Below are 19,109 nucleotides of genomic sequence, written 5' to 3'. Positions count from 1 at the left end.
AAAGAGGACAAGTCTTATGATGAAAAAACTTGAAAAAATACTAATGCCTCTAGCGGAGGCGATTGGGAGAAATAAGTATCTCATGTCAATTCGTGATGGTTTTCTTGTTTCAACTCCATTATTAATTGGAGGTTCTATCTTTTTATTGATAGCGAACTTTCCAATTCAAGCCTGGATTGATTTTTTAGAAACAACTGTTGTTAATTCTTCAACAGGACAGACATTAGCATCTTTTATTTCAAAACCAGCAGGGGCTACTTTTGATATTATGGCAATCTTTGCTGTAATTGGTATAGCGTATTCCTTTGCTGGAAAAATGAATACAAATAAGATATTTGGTGCAGCCGTTGCCGTTGTTTCATGGTTTTTAATTATGCCATATTCAATTAGCGGTAGTGTTGATGTGGCAGGTAAAGCAGTTGATGTAAGTTTAAGTGGTATTCCTTTAGGTTGGGTAGGATCAAAGGGAATTTTTGTCGGAATTATGTGTGCTTTTTTATCAGTCCATATTTATACATATGTGGAACGTAAAGGTTGGACAATTAAAATGCCAGCAGGTGTTCCACCTACAGTTGAAGAATCATTTGCTGCATTAATTCCAGCGGCGATGGTAATGATCGTATTCTTTACAATTAACTTATTATTTGGTTTTTTAGGTACAAATGTATTCCAAATTATTTTTGAATTTTTACAAACACCATTATTAAATTTAGGAGATACATTAGGAGCAATGGTTGTTGCTTATATTTTCTTACATTTATTTTGGTTCTTTGGAGTAAATGGTGGTTCGGTTGTTGGTGCCGTATTCAATCCAATTTTACAAACATTATCAGCAGGAAATATTGCTGGTGAACATCATATTATTTGCCAACAATTCCAAGATTTATTTGCTACTTTTGGTGGAGCAGGATCTACTTTATCATTAGTTATTGCGATGCTTTTATTCTGTAAATCAAAACGTATTACAAATTTAGGTAAACTCTCTTTTGTTCCTGGTATTTTTGGAATTAATGAACCAATTGTTTTTGGATTACCAATTGTATTGAATCCGACATTATTAATACCTTTTGTATTAGTTCCAACAGTGAATATTGTTATTTCATATTTTGCAATGGCTATGAATTTAGTACCAATTTGTTCTGGAATTAATATTCCTTGGACAACACCAATTGTTATTTCTGGTTTCCTTGCAACAAATTGGGCAGGAGCTCTTTTACAAGTGTTGTTATTAATTTTAGGAATCTTTATCTATATGCCATTTATTAAAATAATGGATAAACAATATCTTGAAGAAGAAACAAATATGCAAAATGATGAAGAAGAAGAGGATGATATTTCATTAGATGATCTTTCATTTGATGATTTGTAGGAGATGAAAATTTATGAAAATAATCATGATTTATGATCAAATTCAATCAGGTGCTGGTATTAAAGACGATCATGATATTCCTTTAGGAGCAAAAAAGGAAGCTGTTGGTCCGGCAGTTATGATGGAACCATTTTTAAAGAAAGTAGATGGAAAAGTCGTGGCATGTCTTTATTGTGGAGACGGGACATATCTAAAAAATCCTGACGAAGTAAGTCGAAAATTATGCGCAATGGTGAATAAATTAAAACCTGATGTTGTAATGTGTGGTCCTTGTTTTAATTATTTGAATTATGGAAAAATGGCAGCAAGAATTGCTTACGATATTAATCAAAATACATCTTCTAAAGCAATTGCGGCCATGTCAGATGATAATCAAGAAACGATTAACGAATATAAAGATAAATTATGTATTATTAAAACACCTAAAAAGGGTGGTATAGGTTTAAATGAGTCTTTAGAGGGAATGTGTGTTCTTGCAAAGGCTCTTTACCAAGAAAAAGAAATTGAAGAAATTAAAGAAAAATTTTGTTTTTAGGATGCTGTTTAGCATCCTTTCTACTAGGAGGAAAGAAAATGTGGGGAATAATAGCAACATGGCGTATGGCTGTTGAAGGAATTAGTGAAGCAAGCCATATTTTACAAGAAAAAGGAGATGCAGGAGATGCAATAGAAACAGCAATAAAAGCAGTTGAGGATTTTCCTTATTATAAATCAGTTGGTTATGGAGGACTTCCTAATGAAGAAATGGAAGTAGAGTTAGATGCAGCTTATATGGATGGAGATACATTAAGTATTGGAGCAGTTGCCGCTATTAAAGATTTTGCAAATCCGGTATCAATTGCTAGACGCTTATCTAAAGAAAAAGTAAATAATATTTTAGTTGGAGAAGGAGCTGAAAAATTTGCTCATAAAGAAGGCTTTGAACGTAAAAACATGCTTACAGATCGTGCTAAGATTCATTATAGAAATAGAGTGAAAGAAGTCCGTGAACAAGAAATAAAACCTTATGCAGGACATGATACAGTTGGTATGGTATGTCTTGACCAACAAGGGAAAATGACATCAGCTACTTCGACAAGTGGTTTATTTATGAAGAAAAAAGGACGTGTTGGAGATTCACCTATAGCGGGTTCAGGATTTTATGTTGATTCAAGTGTAGGTGGAGCTTCAGCAACTGGATTGGGAGAAGATCTAATGAAAGGATGTATTTCTTATGAAATCGTTCGCTTAATGGCAGAAGGTATGCATCCCCAAGCAGCTTGTGAAAAAGCAGTTAATCAACTTGATCATCGTTTAAAAGAAAGAAGAGGTCATGCAGGGGATCTATCGTTAATTGCAATGAATAATAAAGGAGAATGGGGAGTTGCAACTAATATTGAAGGATTTTCATTTGCGGTGGCAACGGAAAATCAAGAACCTATTGTTTATCTTACAAAAAATAAAGATGGAAAATGTATTCATGAAGTTGCAAGTCAAGAATGGCTTGATCATTATATGAAAACAAGGATGGCACCTTTAGAGGAAAAATAGTATGGAAGAAGAAATTATAAAAAAAATAGATATGCTTTCTTTAAAAATGATCGAGGATATTAAAACGATTGTAAAAATGCCAAGTGTTGAAGGAACTTTTCAACAAGGGGCACCTTTTGGTAAAGATATTGCTTTAACACTTGACAAGGTTTTAGAAATTGCTCAATCTTTGGGATTTGAAACAAAAAATTTAGATCATTATATAGGATATGCACAATATGGTAAAGGTGAAGATTATATTGGCATTATTGGACATTTAGATGTTGTACCTACAGGTTTAGGTTGGAAACATCCCCCATTTAGTGCGTATGAAGAAGATGGATATATTTATTCACGAGGAATATTAGATAATAAGGGTCCAATTATGACATGCTTGTATGCATTATATGCGATTAAAGAACTAAATATTAAACTTCATAAGCCTGTAAGAATTATTTTTGGCTGTGATGAAGAAACTGGATTTAAAGATTTAGAGTATTATTTAAAACATGAAAAGCCGCCAGTCATGGGGTGGACACCGGACTGTAAGTATCCTGTTGTTTATGGAGAAAGAGGAAGAGCTGTTATTGAAATAAGTGCTAAAGAAAAACAAGTTGATGAATTTTTTTTGTTCATTAATAACTATTTTTTAAATGCTAATACGAATGCAGAAAAACTCGGTTTAGATTTTAAAGATGAAGAATTTGGTATAAATGAAATGCGTAATTTTGTATTGAAACATGAAAAAAGTAAACTTGTTTTTTCGGTCACATTTTCTTATCCTGCAAATATGACGCTAGAAACAATTGTTGAAACAATTAGAGAAAAAGCAAAAAATATGGAAGTAACATGTGTTCAACATTATTTTCCTGTAAAATTTGAAAAAGATTGTCCAATGGTTTCTTTATTATCTAAGGCATATGAACAAATAACGCAATTAGATGGAACACCTGTTACCACTACGGGAGGAACTTACGCTAAATTAATGCCTCATATTGTTCCTTTTGGTCCAAGTTTTCCGGGTCAAAAAGGTATTGGACATCAACCAAATGAATGGATGAAAATTGAGGATTTGATTAAAAATGCAAAAATATATGCATTAGGAATCTACTATTTAGGAATGTTATAGGAGAGAGTATGGAAAGAATAATCGAAATATGTTGTGGAAGTTATGAAGATGCTTTAAATGCTTATCATGGTGGGGCAAAACGCATTGAACTTAATAGTGCTTTGCATTTAGGTGGTTTAACACCATCTCTAGCATCTTTAAAACTTACAAAAAAGAATACAAATTTAAAAGTAATTACAATGGTAAGACCAAGAGGTGCAGGATTTTGTTATAACGAGATTGAATTTGAAGTGATGAAAGAAGATGCAAAGTCCTTATTAGAAAACGGAGCCGATGGTATTGCTTTTGGTTGTTTAAATAAAGATGGTTCTATTTGTTTTAAACAAACCAAAGAAATGATTGAAATTATTAAAAGTTATCAAGGAGAAGTGGTTTTTCATCGTGCTTTTGATTGTGTTGAAGATCCTTATGCTTCGATAGAATTATTAATTGAATTAGGGGTGGATCGTATTCTTACCAGTGGGTTAAAACCTAAAGCAATGGATGGAAAAGATTTAATTAAAGATTTACAAGAAAAATATGGAAGTCAAATTGAAATACTTGCAGGAAGTGGCATGAATGCAAGTAACGCCAAAGAAATGATGAAGTATACAGGAATTTATCAAGTTCATAGTTCTTGTAAAGATTGGGTCAATGATGCAACAACACACAGACATGAAGTTTCTTATGCTTATGCCCCTGCTCCTCATGAAAATGATTATGATGTTGTATCCAAAGAATTGGTTGAAAAAATTGTAAAAAGTATATGCTAAAAAAACTAAATAAAAATAAAAAAGCAAGAACATTGGTAACGCTTCTTTGTGTTTTTGTTGCTGCGTTAAGTCAAGCGTATGTCATTCAAGTCTTTATTCAACCTGCAAATTTATTATCAAGTGGATTTACAGGGGTAGCTATTCTTATTGAAAAAATCACTTCTACTTATTTTGGTTTTTCGTTTTCAACATCATTAGGCATGATTGTTTTAAATGTACCTGTTGCTATTTTGTGCTATAAAAATGTTAGCCCAAGATTTACACTCTTTTCATTACTACAAGTATTTTTGGCGAGTTTGTTTTTAAAAGTGTGTCAATTTCAACCTTTATTTAATGATATTTTATTAAATATTACTTTTGGAGGTGTTTCCTATGGATTAATGGCAGTTCTTGTGCTTAGAGGAAACGCTTCCACTGGAGGAACAGATTTTATTGCTCTCTATATTTCTAATAAAAAGGGTAAATCTATATGGGAATATGTTTTTGTTTTTAATACTTTAATTCTTATGATATTTGGATCAATGTTTGGTTGGATCCATGCAGGATATTCTATTTTATTTCAATTTATATCAACAAAAACAATCGATTCTTTTTATCATCGTTATGAACGTGTAACATTACAAATAACAACAAGAAAAGCAAAAGAAATTGTCGATACCTATATCCAATATTATCGTCATGGTATTTCTTGTGTTGAGGCTATTGGAGGTTATTCAAAACAGCCAATGAATTTATTACATACGGTCGTTTCAAGTTATGAAGTCCAAGATATTATAGACTTAATGAAAGATGTGGATCCTGATTTGATAGTCAATGTTATAAAAACTGAAAATTTTTATGGGGGTTTTTATCAACAACCAATAGAATAAAAACTTATTTTTTATATATTAAAAATAGAAAAAAGTTTTTTATTACTGCTAATAATAAGTCTGTTATCTTTCTATTGTTTCTTAAAAGATTATTCGTTATATTATAAAGAGTAAAGAGATGAGGAATAATTATGAGTGAACAAATACATAAAAGAAGAAAAAGATATAAAGGAACACATCCTAGAAGTTTTGATGAAAAATATAAAGAATTAAATCCAGAAATGTATCCAGAAACGATTGAAAAAGTTATTTCTAAAGGGAGTACACCAGCAGGAATGCATATTTCTATTATGGTTGATGAGATATTAGAGTTTTTAGATATTCAACCTGGACAAGTAGGGTTAGATTGTACCTTAGGGTATGGTGGCCACACTTCTAAAATGTTAGAAAAGTTAGAAGGTCAAGGTCATGTTTATGGATTGGATATTGATCCTATTGAAATAGAAAAGACAACTCAAAGAATAAGAAATAAAGGTTTTGATGAAAATATTTTTACATCACTTCTTACAAACTTTAGAAATATTGATGAAGTTAGTGAAAAATATGGAAAATTTGATTTTGTCTTGGCAGATTTAGGTGTTTCTTCAATGCAAATTGATAATCCTGAAAGAGGATTTTCTTATAAAAAAGAAGGACCACTCGATTTAAGATTGAATCCCAAAATGGGAAAACCGGCTTCTGAAATCTTAAAAGAACTTTCAAAAGAAGAATTAGAAAATATTTTAGAAGAAAATTCAGATGAACCTTATGCTGACATTCTTGCTAAAAATATTTATTCATTTATTCGTTCAGGCATGGAAGTTGAAACTACAGGACAGCTTTATAAGATTATTGATAAAACTTTAAACTTTATTGAAGATAAAAATAGAAAGGATCTTGTTAATAAAACAGCAGCAAGAGTTTTCCAAGCTTTAAGAATTGAAGTGAACCAAGAATTTGAAGTGCTTCATGAATTTGTGGAAAAACTTCCAAAAATCTTAACCCCAGGAGGAAGAGTTGCCATCTTAACTTTCCATTCGGGAGAAGATCGAATTGTAAAAAAAGCTTTTAAAGAAATGAAAAATAGTGGAATTTATGATGATGTTTGTCGAAATGTTATTCGTCCTAGAAAAGAAGAATGTCATCGTAATTCTAGAGCAAAGTCAACAAAGATGCGTTGGGCAATTAAAGCAAAATAAAAAGGCAATGAAATCATTGTCTTTTTATTTTGGATAGTTTTTTATCAATTCAAAGATTTTTTGATAAATAGAAGAAAGTTTTTTATCTTTGTGCATGACAATATGATAGGTTCTTTGAATGTAAAAATCTTTATTTTTTATAAGAGCTATCTCTTTTTCATTTTTAACCAGTGAACTTGGTAAGATGGTAAAGCCGTTATTATAACGAACAAGTTCTATTAAAGAGGATGGATTGACACATTCAATAGAGGGATGAATATCTAACTTATGCGAAATAAAATAACTTTGGACAAGTTCATAAATTGAACTTCCTTTTTCTCTTGAATAATAATCATAGTTTTCAAGTTCTTTTAGATTATTTGTTTTTAATAAAGGATGCTTTTTGTTTACAATAATCACTAATTCATCTTTATAAAAAGGAATTTTATGAAGTTGATGAAGGGGTAAGGTTTCAATCAAAGCAAAATCAATTTCATTTTTTAAAAGCTGATTTTCAATTTCTTTGAGATTATTAACATTGATATGAAAATCAATAGTCGGATATTTTTCTTTAAGGGTTTTTAAAAAATGAGGTAGAAATACTTGAGATAGTGTCATACTACAACCAAAAGAAATACTTTTAACTTGATCGTTATACATTTCATTTTCCATATTTTCTAGAGATGACAAAATTTGCATGGAATGATTATATAAAAGATGTGCTTTTTCTGTTGGATAAATTTGGCGATTCATACGATCAAAAAGAATCGTTTGATATTTTTCTTCGAGTTCTTTAATGGCTAGAGAAACTGATGGTTGGCTAATATGAAGCTCTTTGGCTGCTTTAGTAATGCTTTTTTGATGATAAACGCTCATAAATATTTCTAAATGTCTTAATGTCATAATTCCTCCTATATAAGTAAACACCTATGTATATTATAATTATATAATATTTTACAGATGAATCAATGTGTACTATGATGAAGTAGGTGAAGAAAATGAAAGAAAAAAGAAGATTATTACTTGAATTATTTACATCAACACTTTATTTATCTGCATTTACTTTTGGTGGGGGTTATGTCATTGTTTCTCTATTAAAAGAACGATTTGTTGATCAACTCCATTACATTGATGAAAAAGAAATGTTGGATCTCGTAGCTATTGCTCAAAGTGCTCCAGGAGCGATTGCAGTTAATGGAGCCATTGTTTTGGGATATAAGATGTCAGGTATTTTAGGAATTGTTGTTTGTGTGATTGGCACAATCATTCCACCAATCATTATTATTAGTGTGGTTGCTTATTTCTATAAGATTTTTATTACTAATAAAATCATCAGTGCAATGCTTCTTGGGATGCGCTCTGGAATTGGGGCAATTATCGTAAGTGTGGTTTATGATATGGTTTTAAGTGTGATGGATGAACATAAAGAAAGAAATATTTTGATTATGGTAGGTTCTTTTGTTTTAAATTACTTTTTAAATGTGAACATTATATACATTATTTTAGGATGTATTTTACTTGCACTTGTTGAGTTATTTATAAGGAGGAAAAAGGCATGATTTATTTACAATTATTTTGGGCATTTTTCCAAATAGGACTCTTTAGTTTTGGTGGTGGTTATGCGGCATTACCACTTATCAGTCAACAAGTAATCTCCACCTATCATTGGATCAGTCAAAATACATTTACAGATCTTATTACAATTTCCCAAATGACACCGGGACCTATTGCCGTCAATTCTTCAACATTTGTTGGACAATATGTAGCTCATTTACCTGGTGCTCTTATTGCCACTTTTGGCTGTATTTTACCTTCATGTATTCTTGTATCATTGCTTGCTTATTTTTATGTAAAATATAAAGATATGAAAGTGATGAAAATAATTCTTTCTTATTTAAGACCAGCAGTGGTTTCTATGATTGCAATTAGCGGAATCAGTATTTTGATTTCTTCATTTTTTAAAGATTCATTAATTGGTGTTTCTTATATAAGATACCATGCAATTATTGTTTTTATCATCTGTTTGATTTTACTTAGAAAATATAAGTTAAATCCAATTCTAGTTATGGTTCTTGCGGGAATCAGTGAAGTAGTTATTCAAATACTTTAGGAGGAAAGAGAATGTATATTTATTATCCAAGTTGTAACTTTGCTGTTATGCATCGCAAAACAGCAAAAAAAGTTAAGGAATATTTTGAAAAGAGGATGCCAATTGCGAAATGTTGTAAAATAGATCAAAGTGAATTAGAAAAAGAAGATATTGGTTTGTATGTTTGTCAAGCGTGTCGACACCAAATTGAAGATAAAGTACAAACAATGTCACTTTGGGAATACTTTGATCAATTAGATGATTTTTCTTTTCCTGATTATCATGGGCAAAAAATGTATCTTCAAGATTGTTATCGTGATTGCAATCATCCAGAAGTACATCAAGCTGTTAGAAATCTTTTGAAGAAAATGAATATAGAAGTCATTGAAATAGAAAAGAATAAAGAAAATTCTATTTTTTGTGGAACACTCCACTATGAAACAAAGGATTTAGAGAATGAACATTTATCGCATTATTCTAAAGAAATACAAGAAAAATATATGAAAGAATATGTTCAACAATTTCATAATGAACAAGTAATTTGTACATGCAATCGATGTTTAAAAGGAATTCTTTTAGGAAAAGGAAATGGTGTTCATTTATTGGAATTGTTATTTAATAAAAAATAAGATGTATTTAAGAATATTTTATAATAGATAGCTCAAGGAACAGCCCTTGAGTTTTTGTTTGTAAAAAATGGAAGCGTTTAAGTTTATAAATTGACATTTTTAGAGTTCTTATATAAAATAATGATACAGGGAGTATCAACAAGAAGGAGGAAAATAAAATGAGAAAAAGATATCGTAAAAGGTTTATATTAGGAATTATAATAAGTATTTTCTTTAGTATTACATGTATGTCGATACCAGTATTTGCAAAAGATGCCCCAAATGGTATTTGGACAGATTATGCAGCAACTGATTTTGCAGGAGGAAGTGGAACAGCTGAAGACCCATGGCAAATTGAAACAGCAGAACAGCTTGCTAAACTATCTAAAGATGTAGCAGGAGGAGAAAAATATAGTGGAAAGTATTTTAAATTGGAAAAAGATGTTGATTTACAAAAATACTGTTGGACTCCGATTGGATTACGTAAATGGTATCGTAGTGGAATGACTGAGGATAAACCATTTTGTGGATATTTTGATGGAAATGGTAAAACAGTTTCTGGAATGATTGTTGATCAACAAAATGATCAATACAATGGTGGTTTTTTTGGTAATATTGTTTGTTCAGACAGCAATATAAATTGTGGAGTAGTAAATTTGACGATTAAGAATGGATCTATTTATAATAATGGAACTGGACTAAATGAAACGAATAATGGACTTCTTGTTGGATTTGTAATGACTAATTCTGGATGCACTGTAAAATTTGATAATATTATTGTATCTGGAGGTTTAATTCAAATTGAAGGATTCGCTGATTATGGTAATATTACTGGTGGAATGCTAGGGAATGTAAACAGAATTAAAGTTTCAAATTGTATGGTAGAAAATGTTCAAATTTCTGGTGTAGATAATAGTGGTGGTTTTGTTGGGATGGATAGCGGATCTATTTATGAAAATTGTACTGCTACAGGAAAAATTTCTGGAAATTGGGCATTAGGAGGATTTGTTGGATATGCATTAGATAATGATAATGGGCAACTGCTTTCTACATACAAACATTGTTTGGCTGATGTGGAAATAACGGCAAATAATTGGAATGCTGGAGGCTTTATTGGATTTGCACAAAATGCTGTGATTCAAAATTGTGTTGCAAAAGGTAATGTAACTAGTACAGTAAGTGAATGGGAACCAAAAGCAGGAACTTTTGCGGGAACATTAGGATCGTCTAATATCGAAAACAGTCATGCTGCAGGTAAAGTGAACGGTGTTTCTTCAAATTATGAATTAGGTGGATATACAGGACAAATCGAGGGAAATACAACTTTAAAAGATTGTTCTTTTGATAAAACGCTTAATCCAGATCTCAAATCTGTTGGAGGGGATGAACCACGTGATATTGATGGAGTCAGCAAAGTAGAAACTAATCAGTTGAAGGCTAATATATGTGAAGATTATGATGGTGCACATCATGTTGTTAAAGTGAATGGAAAACCAGCTACTTGTACAGAAGATGGATTTGAAGAATACTGGAAATGTGAAGACTGTGGATTAATGTATTCAGATAGTAATATGATAAATTCTATAGGTGAACCTATTGTTATTAAAGCTACAGGACATAAATTTGGTAATTGGCAAATTGTGCGAGAAGCTACTGAAAAACAAGAAGGTGAACAAAAGAGAGTCTGTGAAGTTTGTAAGCATGAAGAAACAGAAAAAATTTCCAAAGTTGTACCATCTCCAGGACAAGAATATAAAATTTTAGATGGTGCTGATAGTTCATGGACACAAGATGCTCATAAAGGCCTTGTAATTAGAGGTAATGGGGAATTTTCAAAATTCAAATGTGTAAAAGTAGATGGTATTATTGTTGATACAAAGAATTATACTGTTAGCGAAGGTTCAACTGTTGTAACATTAAAAGAAGATTATCTTAACACGCTAGCTGCAGGAAAACATACATTTGAAATTGTATGGACAGATGGCTTAGCAAGTACAACATTTACTGTTGTTAAAGATAATAATAACTTAGTACAAGTAACAGGTAATAAGAATGAAAGTATAACTGTAAAACAAGACAATAAGAATAGCATAGTTACAAAAACAGGAGATACTGCTAATTATGTTTTATATAGCATACTTCTTATAATATCTTTTGTTGGATTAGTTGTTACGGTTAAAAAAATTGAAATGATTTAAGCAAAAAATAGAAATAGAACCATATAATAAAAATAGGCTTATTCAAATAGCCTATTTTTATATTGTATTTTGATGAACATAATTTGTAATCTCACCAAGATTAATTTCTTTGAGTTTTTGTCTGTATTGATCTTCTGCAGCATTTAAATGATTCATGATGACATCTTCGGTATGATGTAGATTTAAAGCAGGATCAAATACTTTATCAACAAGATGCGTTGTTTCAATAAAAGTTTCCTTTCCTTCGATTGCTTCAAAGATATCTAAAAATGATATATCATTCATTTTTTTATTTAAAATAAAACCACCTAATTTACTTGCCTTAGAAGTAATAAGACCAGCAACGACCAATTGTCTTGTTACTTTCTTTAAATATGAATCAGAAACATCAAGCTTTTTACTAAGTTCATGACTCTTTAATGGTCCTTCACTTGTTCCAATAAGCAATAAAATACAAATTGCTTGTTCAAAACTTTTTCTTATTCTCATTGTAATCCCTTCCCTTTTTTTATTATAACTAATTTTTTATATTTTGTATGTAAGAATATTGACATTTATATTGAAAAAATTATAATACTCTATAGACATTATATATCTATGGATGTAAAATGTCTATAGAAGATAGAAAGAAGGATATTTATGATTAAGCAAGAGTGGAAAAACATTTTAAAAAATCATTGGATTCAAATTGTTTTAGTTGCTCTTATTCTTATTCCTAGTATTTACACAGTTGTCTTCCTTGGATCTATGTGGGATCCATATGGAAACAGTGGAGATCTTCCTGTCGCTGTCGTTAATAGAGATAAGGCAGTTGAATACAACGATAAGAAATTAGACGTTGGTGATCAATTAGTCAAAAAATTAAAAGACAACGATTCATTAGATTTTCATTTTGTAAATTCAAAAGAAGCAAATAAGGGACTAAAAAATGGTGACTATTATATGGTCATTACGATTCCAAGCAATTTCTCAAAAAATGCAACAACTTTGTTGGATAAAAATCCTAAAAAAATGGTTTTAAATTATACAACAAACCCAGGTACAAACTATGTTGCATCAAAAATGGATGATTCAGCAATCGCAAAAATTAAAGCTGAAGTTTCAGCTTCAGTAACAAAAACATATGCTGAAACAATCTTTTCTTCAATTGGTACAATGTCAGATGGATTTGCTGAAGCCAGCGATGGTACTCAACAATTATCTGATGGTATGACTCAATTAGAAGATGGTAACAAAACAATTAGTGATAACTTAAAAGTATTAGCAAGTAGCTCTTTAACATTTAAAGATGGTACAAATACTTTAACTCAAGGATTAAAAAGTTATACAGATGGTGTCGTTACAGTAAATAACGGTATCTATCAATTAAAAGATGGTGTTGGTACTTTAGGTAGTGCAACTCCTACATTAGCTAAAGGTATTAATGATTTAAATACTGGTGCACAAACATTGAGCAAAGGTGTTAATGATTATACAGCAGGTGTAAGTCAAGCTACAGAAGGTGCAAATCAATTAGTAGCAAATAATACTACATTAAACGAAGGTGTTAGTAGTTTAGGTAAAGGTGTTCAATCTTTAGCAGAAGGAAATCAACAAGTAGTTGATGGGGTGAAAAAATTACAACAAAATCTAGAAGCTTCAAAGCAAAAGATGGTAGCAAGTCAAGATTCGTTGACTCAATTATCTAAAGGTAAAAAATCATTAGATAGTTATGCAACATTAATTAAAACATTGAATTCTAATGCAGCATCACTTAATAATCAAGGATCAACAGCTTATGCAGAACAATTAACAAAAATAGCTAATACTTTATTGTTAAATGGTATGACTAGAGAACAAATTGATCAATGTACAATACCTAATGTATTTAGCTTGGCAAATTATTTGCCAGAATCAGCATATCCTAATGGAATAGATTCATATATGGATTCTGTTGCTACTTATACAACTGGTGCTGATACAGCAATTACTACTTTATCTAGTTCAACAAAAGATAGTTTAACTGATTTAGATGCTGCCCTTAATGGTGGTACTTTAACAGATGGAACAGAAATTCCTACAGGATTATTAAAAGGAACACAAACAGTGCAAGCTGGATTAAATGAAGTAAATGCTAAAGTTAATGGTGGAACATATGCAACTGTAGTGAACAATAAAGCAGTTAACGTAACAGTTGATTCAAAAGATGCTTTAGTTTCAGGAGTTCAAGCTTATACAGCTGGTGTATCTAGCTTACAAGAAGGTTTATCAACAATTACTGGTAACAATACAACTTTAACAAGTGGTGCTACTGCTTTAGCTAATGGTACATCTCAATTAAATAGTAATGTTCCTGCATTAACTCAAGGAATTACTGCTTTATCAAATGGTGTTGATCAATTAGCTAATGGTACTTCAACATTAGTAAGCAATAACTCAACATTGTTGAATGGTGCTAATCAATTAGCAAGTGGTGCTGGTCAAATTAGTGATGGTGCTGGTCAGTTAGCTGCTGGTTCTGATACTTTAGGCGAAGGTATTGAAAGTGCAGCTGATGGTGTAAATACTTTAAATGATGCATTAAAATCTGGTGCAGAAGAAAGTAAGATTGATTCAACTGATAAAACAACAGACATGGTTGCTACTCCAGTTGAAACAAGCCATAAAGAAATTTCTAAAGTTGAAAATAACGGTCATGCAATGGCTCCATATATGATGTCAGTTGGTTTATATGTAACATGCTTAGCGTTTGCGTTAATGTACCCAATTAGACATGGTATTAAGAAAGCTGAAAATGCATGGAAATATTGGGCTAGTAAAGCAACTGTTATGTATACAGTTTCTACATTAGCTGCAATCGTTATGGTAACTGCTTTAAGATTAATCAATGGATTTGAACCTGTTAACTTAGGTTTAACATACTTGCTCGCGATTCTCGTATCGGCGGCATTTATGTCACTTGTTATGTTGTTAAGTTTAACAACAGGATTTATCGGAGACTTCTTGTTGCTTGTATTCATGATTGTTAACTTAGGTGGTTCTGCTGGTACTTATCCATTAGATACAGGTCCGGCTATCTACAAAGCTATTCATAAATTTGTTCCATATACTTATAGTGTAGATGGATTTAGAAAAACAATTAGTATGACAGCTCCTTCAATTTCAGTTGAAATTGCAGTATTTGCAGGAATCTTAATTGTATGTTCATTATTAACAGTTGTTTACTTCAAATATAAAAACAAAGAAGATAAACATACAATTCCTCAAATGTTTGAAGAAGTAAATTCAACAAAAGCTGAATAGTATAAAGGAATCCTAGAAATAGGGTTCTTTTTTATATGTAGTTCAAACTAAAAGTGAAAATATTTTTTGTGAATATTTTAACAAAATGATAAAATAAAGGTAGGAGGATGAATCTATGGAAATTAAAAATGTTGTTGTTATTGGTGGAGGCGTTTTAGGAAGTCAAATTGCTTATCAAGCAGCGTATTGTGGATTTAATGTAACGATTTGGCTTAGAAGCGAAGGAAGCATAGGAAGATGTCAGCCAAAGTTAGACCATTTAAAAGAAGTTTATCATGATACTATTACTTTGATGGCAAGTGATGAGGGAAAAACACCTCAAAATTGGGCAATAGGTATTAGTGATTATGAAGATTTTGATAAAGAAAAATGTTTAGAAAAAGCTGATCGTGCTTATGAAAATATTAAATTAGAATTAGATTTAAGTAAAGCAGTTGGTGATGCCGATTTAATTATTGAATCAATGGCGGAAAATGTTGAACAAAAAATAGATATTTATAAAAAGATGGCAGACTTATTACCAGAAAAAACAGTGATTGTTACAAACTCATCGACATTATTACCATCGAAGTTCGCTAAATATACAAAGCGTCCAAATAAGTATTTATCTTTACATTTTGCAAATAGTATTTGGAAAAATAATATGACAGAAGTCATGGCACAAAAACAAACGGATCAAAAATATTTTGATTTGATTATGGATTTTGCTAAAGAAATAAGAATGATACCATTACCTGTTCGTAAAGAAAAATCAGGATATTTATTAAATTCTATGCTTGTTCCTTTATTATTTTCAGGTATGGATCTTTATGTTAATGGGATTAGTGATCCTGAAAGTATAGATAAAGCTTGGACTTTAGGTACAGGAGCTCCGAAAGGACCTTTCCAAATTTTAGATACGGTAGGACTTACGACAGCTTATAATATTGTTTCAATGTATTTAAAAGTTCCTTCATTTTTAGCTCCTTATAATTTTAAAGGAATGGCTAAGATGTTAAAGAAATATATTGATGAAGGAAAACTTGGAATGGCTTCAGGTGAAGGTTTTTATAAATATTAGAAGAATTGTTTTTTTATTTATTATAACTATAAAGAGGGATGGAGATGGAAAAATGGTCAAAAAGGTACTATATGTCGCAATTGATAAACTAACAAAAGAGGTTTATAAATTTAAACAATGGAGCGAATGTCAAAAACTTGTAAGCGAAGGAAAATATGTTTATAAGGGGTTTTCGCAAGAAGAGTTAAAAGATGTAGAGAGCTATATTGCATCTTTTAAACAAACAATGGATGAATCACAACTTAATTTAAATGAAAAAGATGTACCATATGCTTATGTAGATGGAAGTTGTTTAACAAATGGAGATACATGTTATGCTTATAGCTTTGGTGTAACAATTGTTGAAAATAATCAAGAAATTTATACAAACTGTCAAAAATTTGATGATGAATTTGTAGAATATAATCAAGTTATGGGAGAATTAAAAGCAGCGTTAGATGCAGTTTCTTATTGCGTTCAACAAGGATACAAGAAAATGTATGTAATTCATGATTATGAAGGTGTTGCTTTCTATGCGACAGGAGCGTGGGTTAATGAAGATGAAAGACTTGAAAATCTTTATGTAAAACAAATGAAAGAATATGAAAAACAAATTGAAATTACTTTTGTGAAAGTAAAATCACATGTCGCAAATAAAACGAAAATCAATCGATATAATGATCGAGCAGATGAACTCGCTAACTTAGCGCTTGGTAGATAATTGGAAAGAAATTTCCAATTTTTTTACAAAAAAGAAGAAAAAAGCAAAAAAAGAGCGAATAAATAAGTAGGAGAACTACTTATGGAAACGATAATACAAAATACAATAACCAATCATAAAGTCATGTTAGATCAACATTGCAAAGCAATCGTAGGAAATCAGGAGATGCTAGCAAGAATGATTCATGAATTTGTAAGAGAAGTAAGATATTTAAGTGTTAAAGAAATTATGAAAATCATCAAGGATGAACAGCGTTTTAGGTGGCTCAATAATGAAAATATGATACCAAACTATGGAACAGTAAAGTTTGATATGCTATGTTGTGTTGATCTTCCTCAATTAAATGGAGCCAATAAACGAATCTATTTAAATGTTGAAATACAAAATAATATTCATCCAGGTTATTCACTTGTAACAAGAGGAATAGCGTATGTACTAAGGATATTAACAACATAATGGGGAAGGGAATATGATGATAAAAACTATGATGTAATGAAGAAAGTCTATTCATTGTGGATCATGCCACAAGCAACAAAAAGAAAAGATGGAGATGTAGATGTTTACAAAGTAAAAAAGAAAGGAAGAATGGAAAAGAAGAAAACAAAGAAAATTATGACGAGGAAGAACTTGTTATGATATACTTGAACCAAAAACATGATACTATAAAAAAGTATCCCAAACATGATGAAGTACTCATGCCATTAGTAACCTTTTTAAATAATAGAATAGACTATCAAGGGAAGAAAGAGATTATTAAAATATATTTTTAAAGAGTAATTAAAAAGATTGCTCTTTTTTCATATTATGAAATGAATAAATCTCTTATTTTGTAAGTGTTATAATACCAATAGATAAAAACGGAGGTAGAGAAAATGAGTTTTCCAAAAGGTTTTTTATGGGGTGGAGCTATTGCTGCCAACCAATATGAAGGGGCTTGGTTAGAGGATGGTAAACAACCAAACGTTACAGATGTATTAGTAGGTATTATGTCAAAAGATCCTGGTATTAAATGGGATGAAACAAAGAAAAAATATAAAATGGAATTAAATCCCGATAAAGTTTATTTAAGTCATAAAGCTGTTGATGGTTATCATCGTTACCGTGAAGATTTAAAACTTATGAAAGGCATGGGATTCAACAGTTTTAGAACTTCAATTGCTTGGGGAAGAATTTTCCCAAATGGAGATGAACTAGAACCAAATGAAGCAGGACTTGCCTATTATGATGATATGTTTGCTTGTATGAATGAATTAGGAATGGAACCAGTGATTACTTTATCACACTATGAAACACCACTTCATTTAATTACTGAATATGGCGGATGGTCAAATCCTAAAATGATTGATTTTTGGTTACGTTATGTAAAAACTGTTTTTACACGTTATAAAGGAAAAGTTAAATTTTGGCTTACATTTAATGAAGTCAATGCTTTATTTAGAATGCCACTTGTTGCTGGTGGGGTTCTTACAATCAAAGATCCTAAAGATCCTAGTGATCCAATTGGTTCAACAACAAAACAAGATCAATGGGATGCTTATCATAATATCTTAGTCGCAAATGCGAAAACAGTTCAATTAGGGCATGAAATTAGTGAAGATTACCAAATTGGATGTATGATGACAGCTTCATCAGTAGCTACTTATCCATATAACTGTGACCCATTAAATGTTGTTGGAACATTAGATGCTCAACGTATGAATATTTTCTTTATGGCAGATCCATTCTGCTTAGGTATTGTACCAACTTATTTAAAGAAAGTATGGAAAGAAGATCAAGTAAATGTAGAATTTAGTGATGAAGAATTAAAATTGATCAAAGAAAATACAGTTGATTTCTTATCATTTAGTTATTATCGTTCAACAACATTTGATCGTGACGTGAACTTAAAAGTAGATACAGGTGGACTTACATGCCGTGATAATCCATATCTTAAAGATAAAGCACCTCAACCTTGGGGATGGGCTGTTGATCCAGTAGGATTACGTTATACTTTAAATGTTTTATATGATCGTTATCATTTACCATTATTAATTGTAGAAAATGGTGTTGGTTTAGATGAAAATATTGATGAAAAAGGTGAAATTCATGATGATTTCAGAGTTCATTATATTGAAGAACATTTAAAGAATGTTAATGATGCTATTGAAGATGGTGTTGATTGTCGAGGATATTTATATTGGGGTCCAATTGATGTTGTATCAGCTGGTACTGGTGAAATGAAAAAACGTTATGGTTTTGTTTATGTAGACCGTTTTAATGATGGACATGGTACGCTAGAAAGAAAATTAAAAGATTCTTATTATCGTTATAAAGAAATAATTGAATCTAATGGGGAAGTTTTATTAGAGGATGAATAAGGTGTGATTTTAAAAATCACATCTTTTTTT

Annotated in this window: 19 protein-coding genes; 17 read left to right on the top strand and 2 right to left on the bottom strand. The window is 30.8% G+C overall.

What is annotated here, in order from left to right:
- The first annotated feature begins 16 nt into the window (after window positions 1–16).
- From C7U55_RS07390 to rsmH, 7 genes are all read left to right on the top strand, one after another.
- A complete protein-coding gene (locus C7U55_RS07390; protein ID WP_106988022.1) occupies window positions 17–1,369 on the top strand; it encodes a PTS sugar transporter subunit IIC in 1,353 nt (450 codons plus the stop codon).
- 13 nt (window positions 1,370–1,382) lie between these two features.
- Window positions 1,383–1,904 (top strand): GrdB-related putative oxidoreductase, encoded by a 522-nt coding sequence (locus tag C7U55_RS07385; RefSeq protein ID WP_048924392.1) that lies wholly within the window; start codon window positions 1,383–1,385, stop codon window positions 1,902–1,904.
- A gap of 38 nt (window positions 1,905–1,942) precedes the next feature.
- Window positions 1,943–2,899: a N(4)-(beta-N-acetylglucosaminyl)-L-asparaginase gene (locus C7U55_RS07380; protein ID WP_048924393.1), complete on the top strand. Its 957-nt coding sequence runs from the start codon at window positions 1,943–1,945 to the stop codon at window positions 2,897–2,899.
- A 1-nt stretch (window position 2,900) separates the two neighbouring features.
- Complete coding sequence (locus C7U55_RS07375) at window positions 2,901–4,007, top strand: Sapep family Mn(2+)-dependent dipeptidase (protein WP_106988021.1); 1,107 nt, start codon at window positions 2,901–2,903, stop codon at window positions 4,005–4,007.
- Window positions 4,008–4,015: 8 nt separating this feature from the next.
- Window positions 4,016–4,759, top strand: coding sequence for a copper homeostasis protein CutC (locus C7U55_RS07370; protein WP_106988020.1), 744 nt, complete (start codon window positions 4,016–4,018; stop codon window positions 4,757–4,759).
- The gene (locus tag C7U55_RS07365; protein ID WP_106988019.1) at window positions 4,753–5,628 is read left to right on the top strand and encodes a YitT family protein; all 876 of its coding nucleotides are present in this window, start codon (window positions 4,753–4,755) and stop codon (window positions 5,626–5,628) included. The genes C7U55_RS07370 and C7U55_RS07365 overlap by 7 nt, the downstream gene beginning before the upstream one ends.
- A gap of 131 nt (window positions 5,629–5,759) precedes the next feature.
- Complete coding sequence (gene rsmH / locus C7U55_RS07360; RefSeq protein ID WP_106988018.1) at window positions 5,760–6,806, top strand: 16S rRNA (cytosine(1402)-N(4))-methyltransferase RsmH; 1,047 nt, start codon at window positions 5,760–5,762, stop codon at window positions 6,804–6,806.
- Window positions 6,807–6,830: 24 nt separating this feature from the next.
- Here the strand turns inward: rsmH and C7U55_RS07355 are convergent, their stop codons facing one another.
- On the bottom strand, window positions 6,831–7,688 hold the full coding sequence (locus C7U55_RS07355) for a LysR family transcriptional regulator (protein ID WP_106988017.1): 858 nt from the start codon (window positions 7,686–7,688) through the stop codon (window positions 6,831–6,833).
- 95 nt (window positions 7,689–7,783) lie between these two features.
- Between C7U55_RS07355 and C7U55_RS07350 the strand changes: the two genes are divergently transcribed.
- From C7U55_RS07350 to C7U55_RS07335, 4 genes are all read left to right on the top strand, one after another.
- Entirely contained in the window at window positions 7,784–8,344 is a 561-nt protein-coding gene (locus C7U55_RS07350) for a chromate transporter (protein WP_106988016.1), read from the top strand.
- The gene (locus tag C7U55_RS07345) at window positions 8,341–8,895 is read left to right on the top strand and encodes a chromate transporter (RefSeq protein ID WP_106988015.1); all 555 of its coding nucleotides are present in this window, start codon (window positions 8,341–8,343) and stop codon (window positions 8,893–8,895) included. The genes C7U55_RS07350 and C7U55_RS07345 overlap by 4 nt, the downstream gene beginning before the upstream one ends.
- Window positions 8,896–8,906: 11 nt before the next feature.
- Window positions 8,907–9,503: a hypothetical protein gene (locus C7U55_RS07340; RefSeq protein ID WP_106988014.1), complete on the top strand. Its 597-nt coding sequence runs from the start codon at window positions 8,907–8,909 to the stop codon at window positions 9,501–9,503.
- Between the two features lie 158 nt (window positions 9,504–9,661).
- Window positions 9,662–11,680 carry a GLUG motif-containing protein gene (locus C7U55_RS07335; RefSeq protein WP_106988013.1) on the top strand — a complete coding sequence of 673 codons (2,019 nt, stop codon included), beginning with the start codon at window positions 9,662–9,664 and terminating at the stop codon, window positions 11,678–11,680.
- A 57-nt stretch (window positions 11,681–11,737) separates the two neighbouring features.
- Here C7U55_RS07335 and C7U55_RS07330 read toward each other — a convergent pair whose 3' ends face one another.
- The gene (locus C7U55_RS07330) at window positions 11,738–12,169 is read right to left on the bottom strand and encodes an Rrf2 family transcriptional regulator (protein WP_106988012.1); all 432 of its coding nucleotides are present in this window, start codon (window positions 12,167–12,169) and stop codon (window positions 11,738–11,740) included.
- A 150-nt stretch (window positions 12,170–12,319) separates the two neighbouring features.
- On the opposite strand from C7U55_RS07330, the gene C7U55_RS07325 reads away from it, so the two are divergent.
- The 6 genes from C7U55_RS07325 (at window position 12,320) to C7U55_RS07305 (ending at window position 19,079) form a co-directional block, all read left to right on the top strand.
- Window positions 12,320–14,962 (top strand): YhgE/Pip domain-containing protein, encoded by a 2,643-nt coding sequence (locus tag C7U55_RS07325; RefSeq protein ID WP_106988011.1) that lies wholly within the window; start codon window positions 12,320–12,322, stop codon window positions 14,960–14,962.
- A 115-nt stretch (window positions 14,963–15,077) separates the two neighbouring features.
- Window positions 15,078–16,022, top strand: a complete 945-nt coding sequence (locus C7U55_RS07320) for a 3-hydroxyacyl-CoA dehydrogenase (protein WP_106988010.1) — start codon at window positions 15,078–15,080, stop codon at window positions 16,020–16,022.
- Window positions 16,023–16,074: 52 nt separating this feature from the next.
- On the top strand, window positions 16,075–16,722 hold the full coding sequence (locus tag C7U55_RS07315; RefSeq protein WP_162297428.1) for an RNase H family protein: 648 nt from the start codon (window positions 16,075–16,077) through the stop codon (window positions 16,720–16,722).
- 81 nt (window positions 16,723–16,803) lie between these two features.
- A complete protein-coding gene (locus C7U55_RS07310; RefSeq protein WP_106988008.1) occupies window positions 16,804–17,178 on the top strand; it encodes a hypothetical protein in 375 nt (124 codons plus the stop codon).
- 56 nt (window positions 17,179–17,234) lie between these two features.
- Entirely contained in the window at window positions 17,235–17,492 is a 258-nt protein-coding gene (locus C7U55_RS13455; RefSeq protein ID WP_146139615.1) for a hypothetical protein, read from the top strand.
- Window positions 17,493–17,594: 102 nt separating this feature from the next.
- Window positions 17,595–19,079 carry a glycoside hydrolase family 1 protein gene (locus C7U55_RS07305; protein ID WP_106988007.1) on the top strand — a complete coding sequence of 495 codons (1,485 nt, stop codon included), beginning with the start codon at window positions 17,595–17,597 and terminating at the stop codon, window positions 19,077–19,079.
- Window positions 19,080–19,109 lie beyond the last annotated feature (30 nt).

The organism is Faecalibacillus faecis, from assembly GCF_003024675.1.
GTDB lineage: Bacteria > Bacillota_I > Bacilli_A > Erysipelotrichales > Coprobacillaceae > Faecalibacillus > Faecalibacillus faecis.
This window is presented reverse-complemented; position numbering and strand designations above follow the sequence as displayed.

What these genes read in the sequence shown, in the direction of transcription:
- C7U55_RS07370 (WP_106988020.1), top strand. Translation starts at nt 4,016, where the DNA reads ATGGAAAGAATAATCGAAATATGTTGTGGAAGTTATGAAGATGCTTTA.
- C7U55_RS07305 (WP_106988007.1), top strand. Translation starts at nt 17,595, where the DNA reads ATGAGTTTTCCAAAAGGTTTTTTATGGGGTGGAGCTATTGCTGCCAAC.
- C7U55_RS07390 (WP_106988022.1), top strand. Translation starts at nt 17, where the DNA reads ATGATGAAAAAACTTGAAAAAATACTAATGCCTCTAGCGGAGGCGATT.
- rsmH (WP_106988018.1), top strand. Translation starts at nt 5,760, where the DNA reads ATGAGTGAACAAATACATAAAAGAAGAAAAAGATATAAAGGAACACAT.
- C7U55_RS07375 (WP_106988021.1), top strand. Translation starts at nt 2,901, where the DNA reads ATGGAAGAAGAAATTATAAAAAAAATAGATATGCTTTCTTTAAAAATG.
- C7U55_RS07380 (WP_048924393.1), top strand. Translation starts at nt 1,943, where the DNA reads ATGTGGGGAATAATAGCAACATGGCGTATGGCTGTTGAAGGAATTAGT.
- C7U55_RS07345 (WP_106988015.1), top strand. Translation starts at nt 8,341, where the DNA reads ATGATTTATTTACAATTATTTTGGGCATTTTTCCAAATAGGACTCTTT.
- C7U55_RS07335 (WP_106988013.1), top strand. Translation starts at nt 9,662, where the DNA reads ATGAGAAAAAGATATCGTAAAAGGTTTATATTAGGAATTATAATAAGT.
- C7U55_RS07325 (WP_106988011.1), top strand. Translation starts at nt 12,320, where the DNA reads ATGATTAAGCAAGAGTGGAAAAACATTTTAAAAAATCATTGGATTCAA.
- C7U55_RS07320 (WP_106988010.1), top strand. Translation starts at nt 15,078, where the DNA reads ATGGAAATTAAAAATGTTGTTGTTATTGGTGGAGGCGTTTTAGGAAGT.
- C7U55_RS07365 (WP_106988019.1), top strand. Translation starts at nt 4,753, where the DNA reads ATGCTAAAAAAACTAAATAAAAATAAAAAAGCAAGAACATTGGTAACG.
- C7U55_RS07340 (WP_106988014.1), top strand. Translation starts at nt 8,907, where the DNA reads ATGTATATTTATTATCCAAGTTGTAACTTTGCTGTTATGCATCGCAAA.
- C7U55_RS07310 (WP_106988008.1), top strand. Translation starts at nt 16,804, where the DNA reads ATGGAAACGATAATACAAAATACAATAACCAATCATAAAGTCATGTTA.
- C7U55_RS07355 (WP_106988017.1), bottom strand. Translation starts at nt 7,688, where the DNA reads ATGACATTAAGACATTTAGAAATATTTATGAGCGTTTATCATCAAAAA.
- C7U55_RS07330 (WP_106988012.1), bottom strand. Translation starts at nt 12,169, where the DNA reads ATGAGAATAAGAAAAAGTTTTGAACAAGCAATTTGTATTTTATTGCTT.
- C7U55_RS07315 (WP_162297428.1), top strand. Translation starts at nt 16,075, where the DNA reads ATGGTCAAAAAGGTACTATATGTCGCAATTGATAAACTAACAAAAGAG.
- C7U55_RS07350 (WP_106988016.1), top strand. Translation starts at nt 7,784, where the DNA reads ATGAAAGAAAAAAGAAGATTATTACTTGAATTATTTACATCAACACTT.
- C7U55_RS07385 (WP_048924392.1), top strand. Translation starts at nt 1,383, where the DNA reads ATGAAAATAATCATGATTTATGATCAAATTCAATCAGGTGCTGGTATT.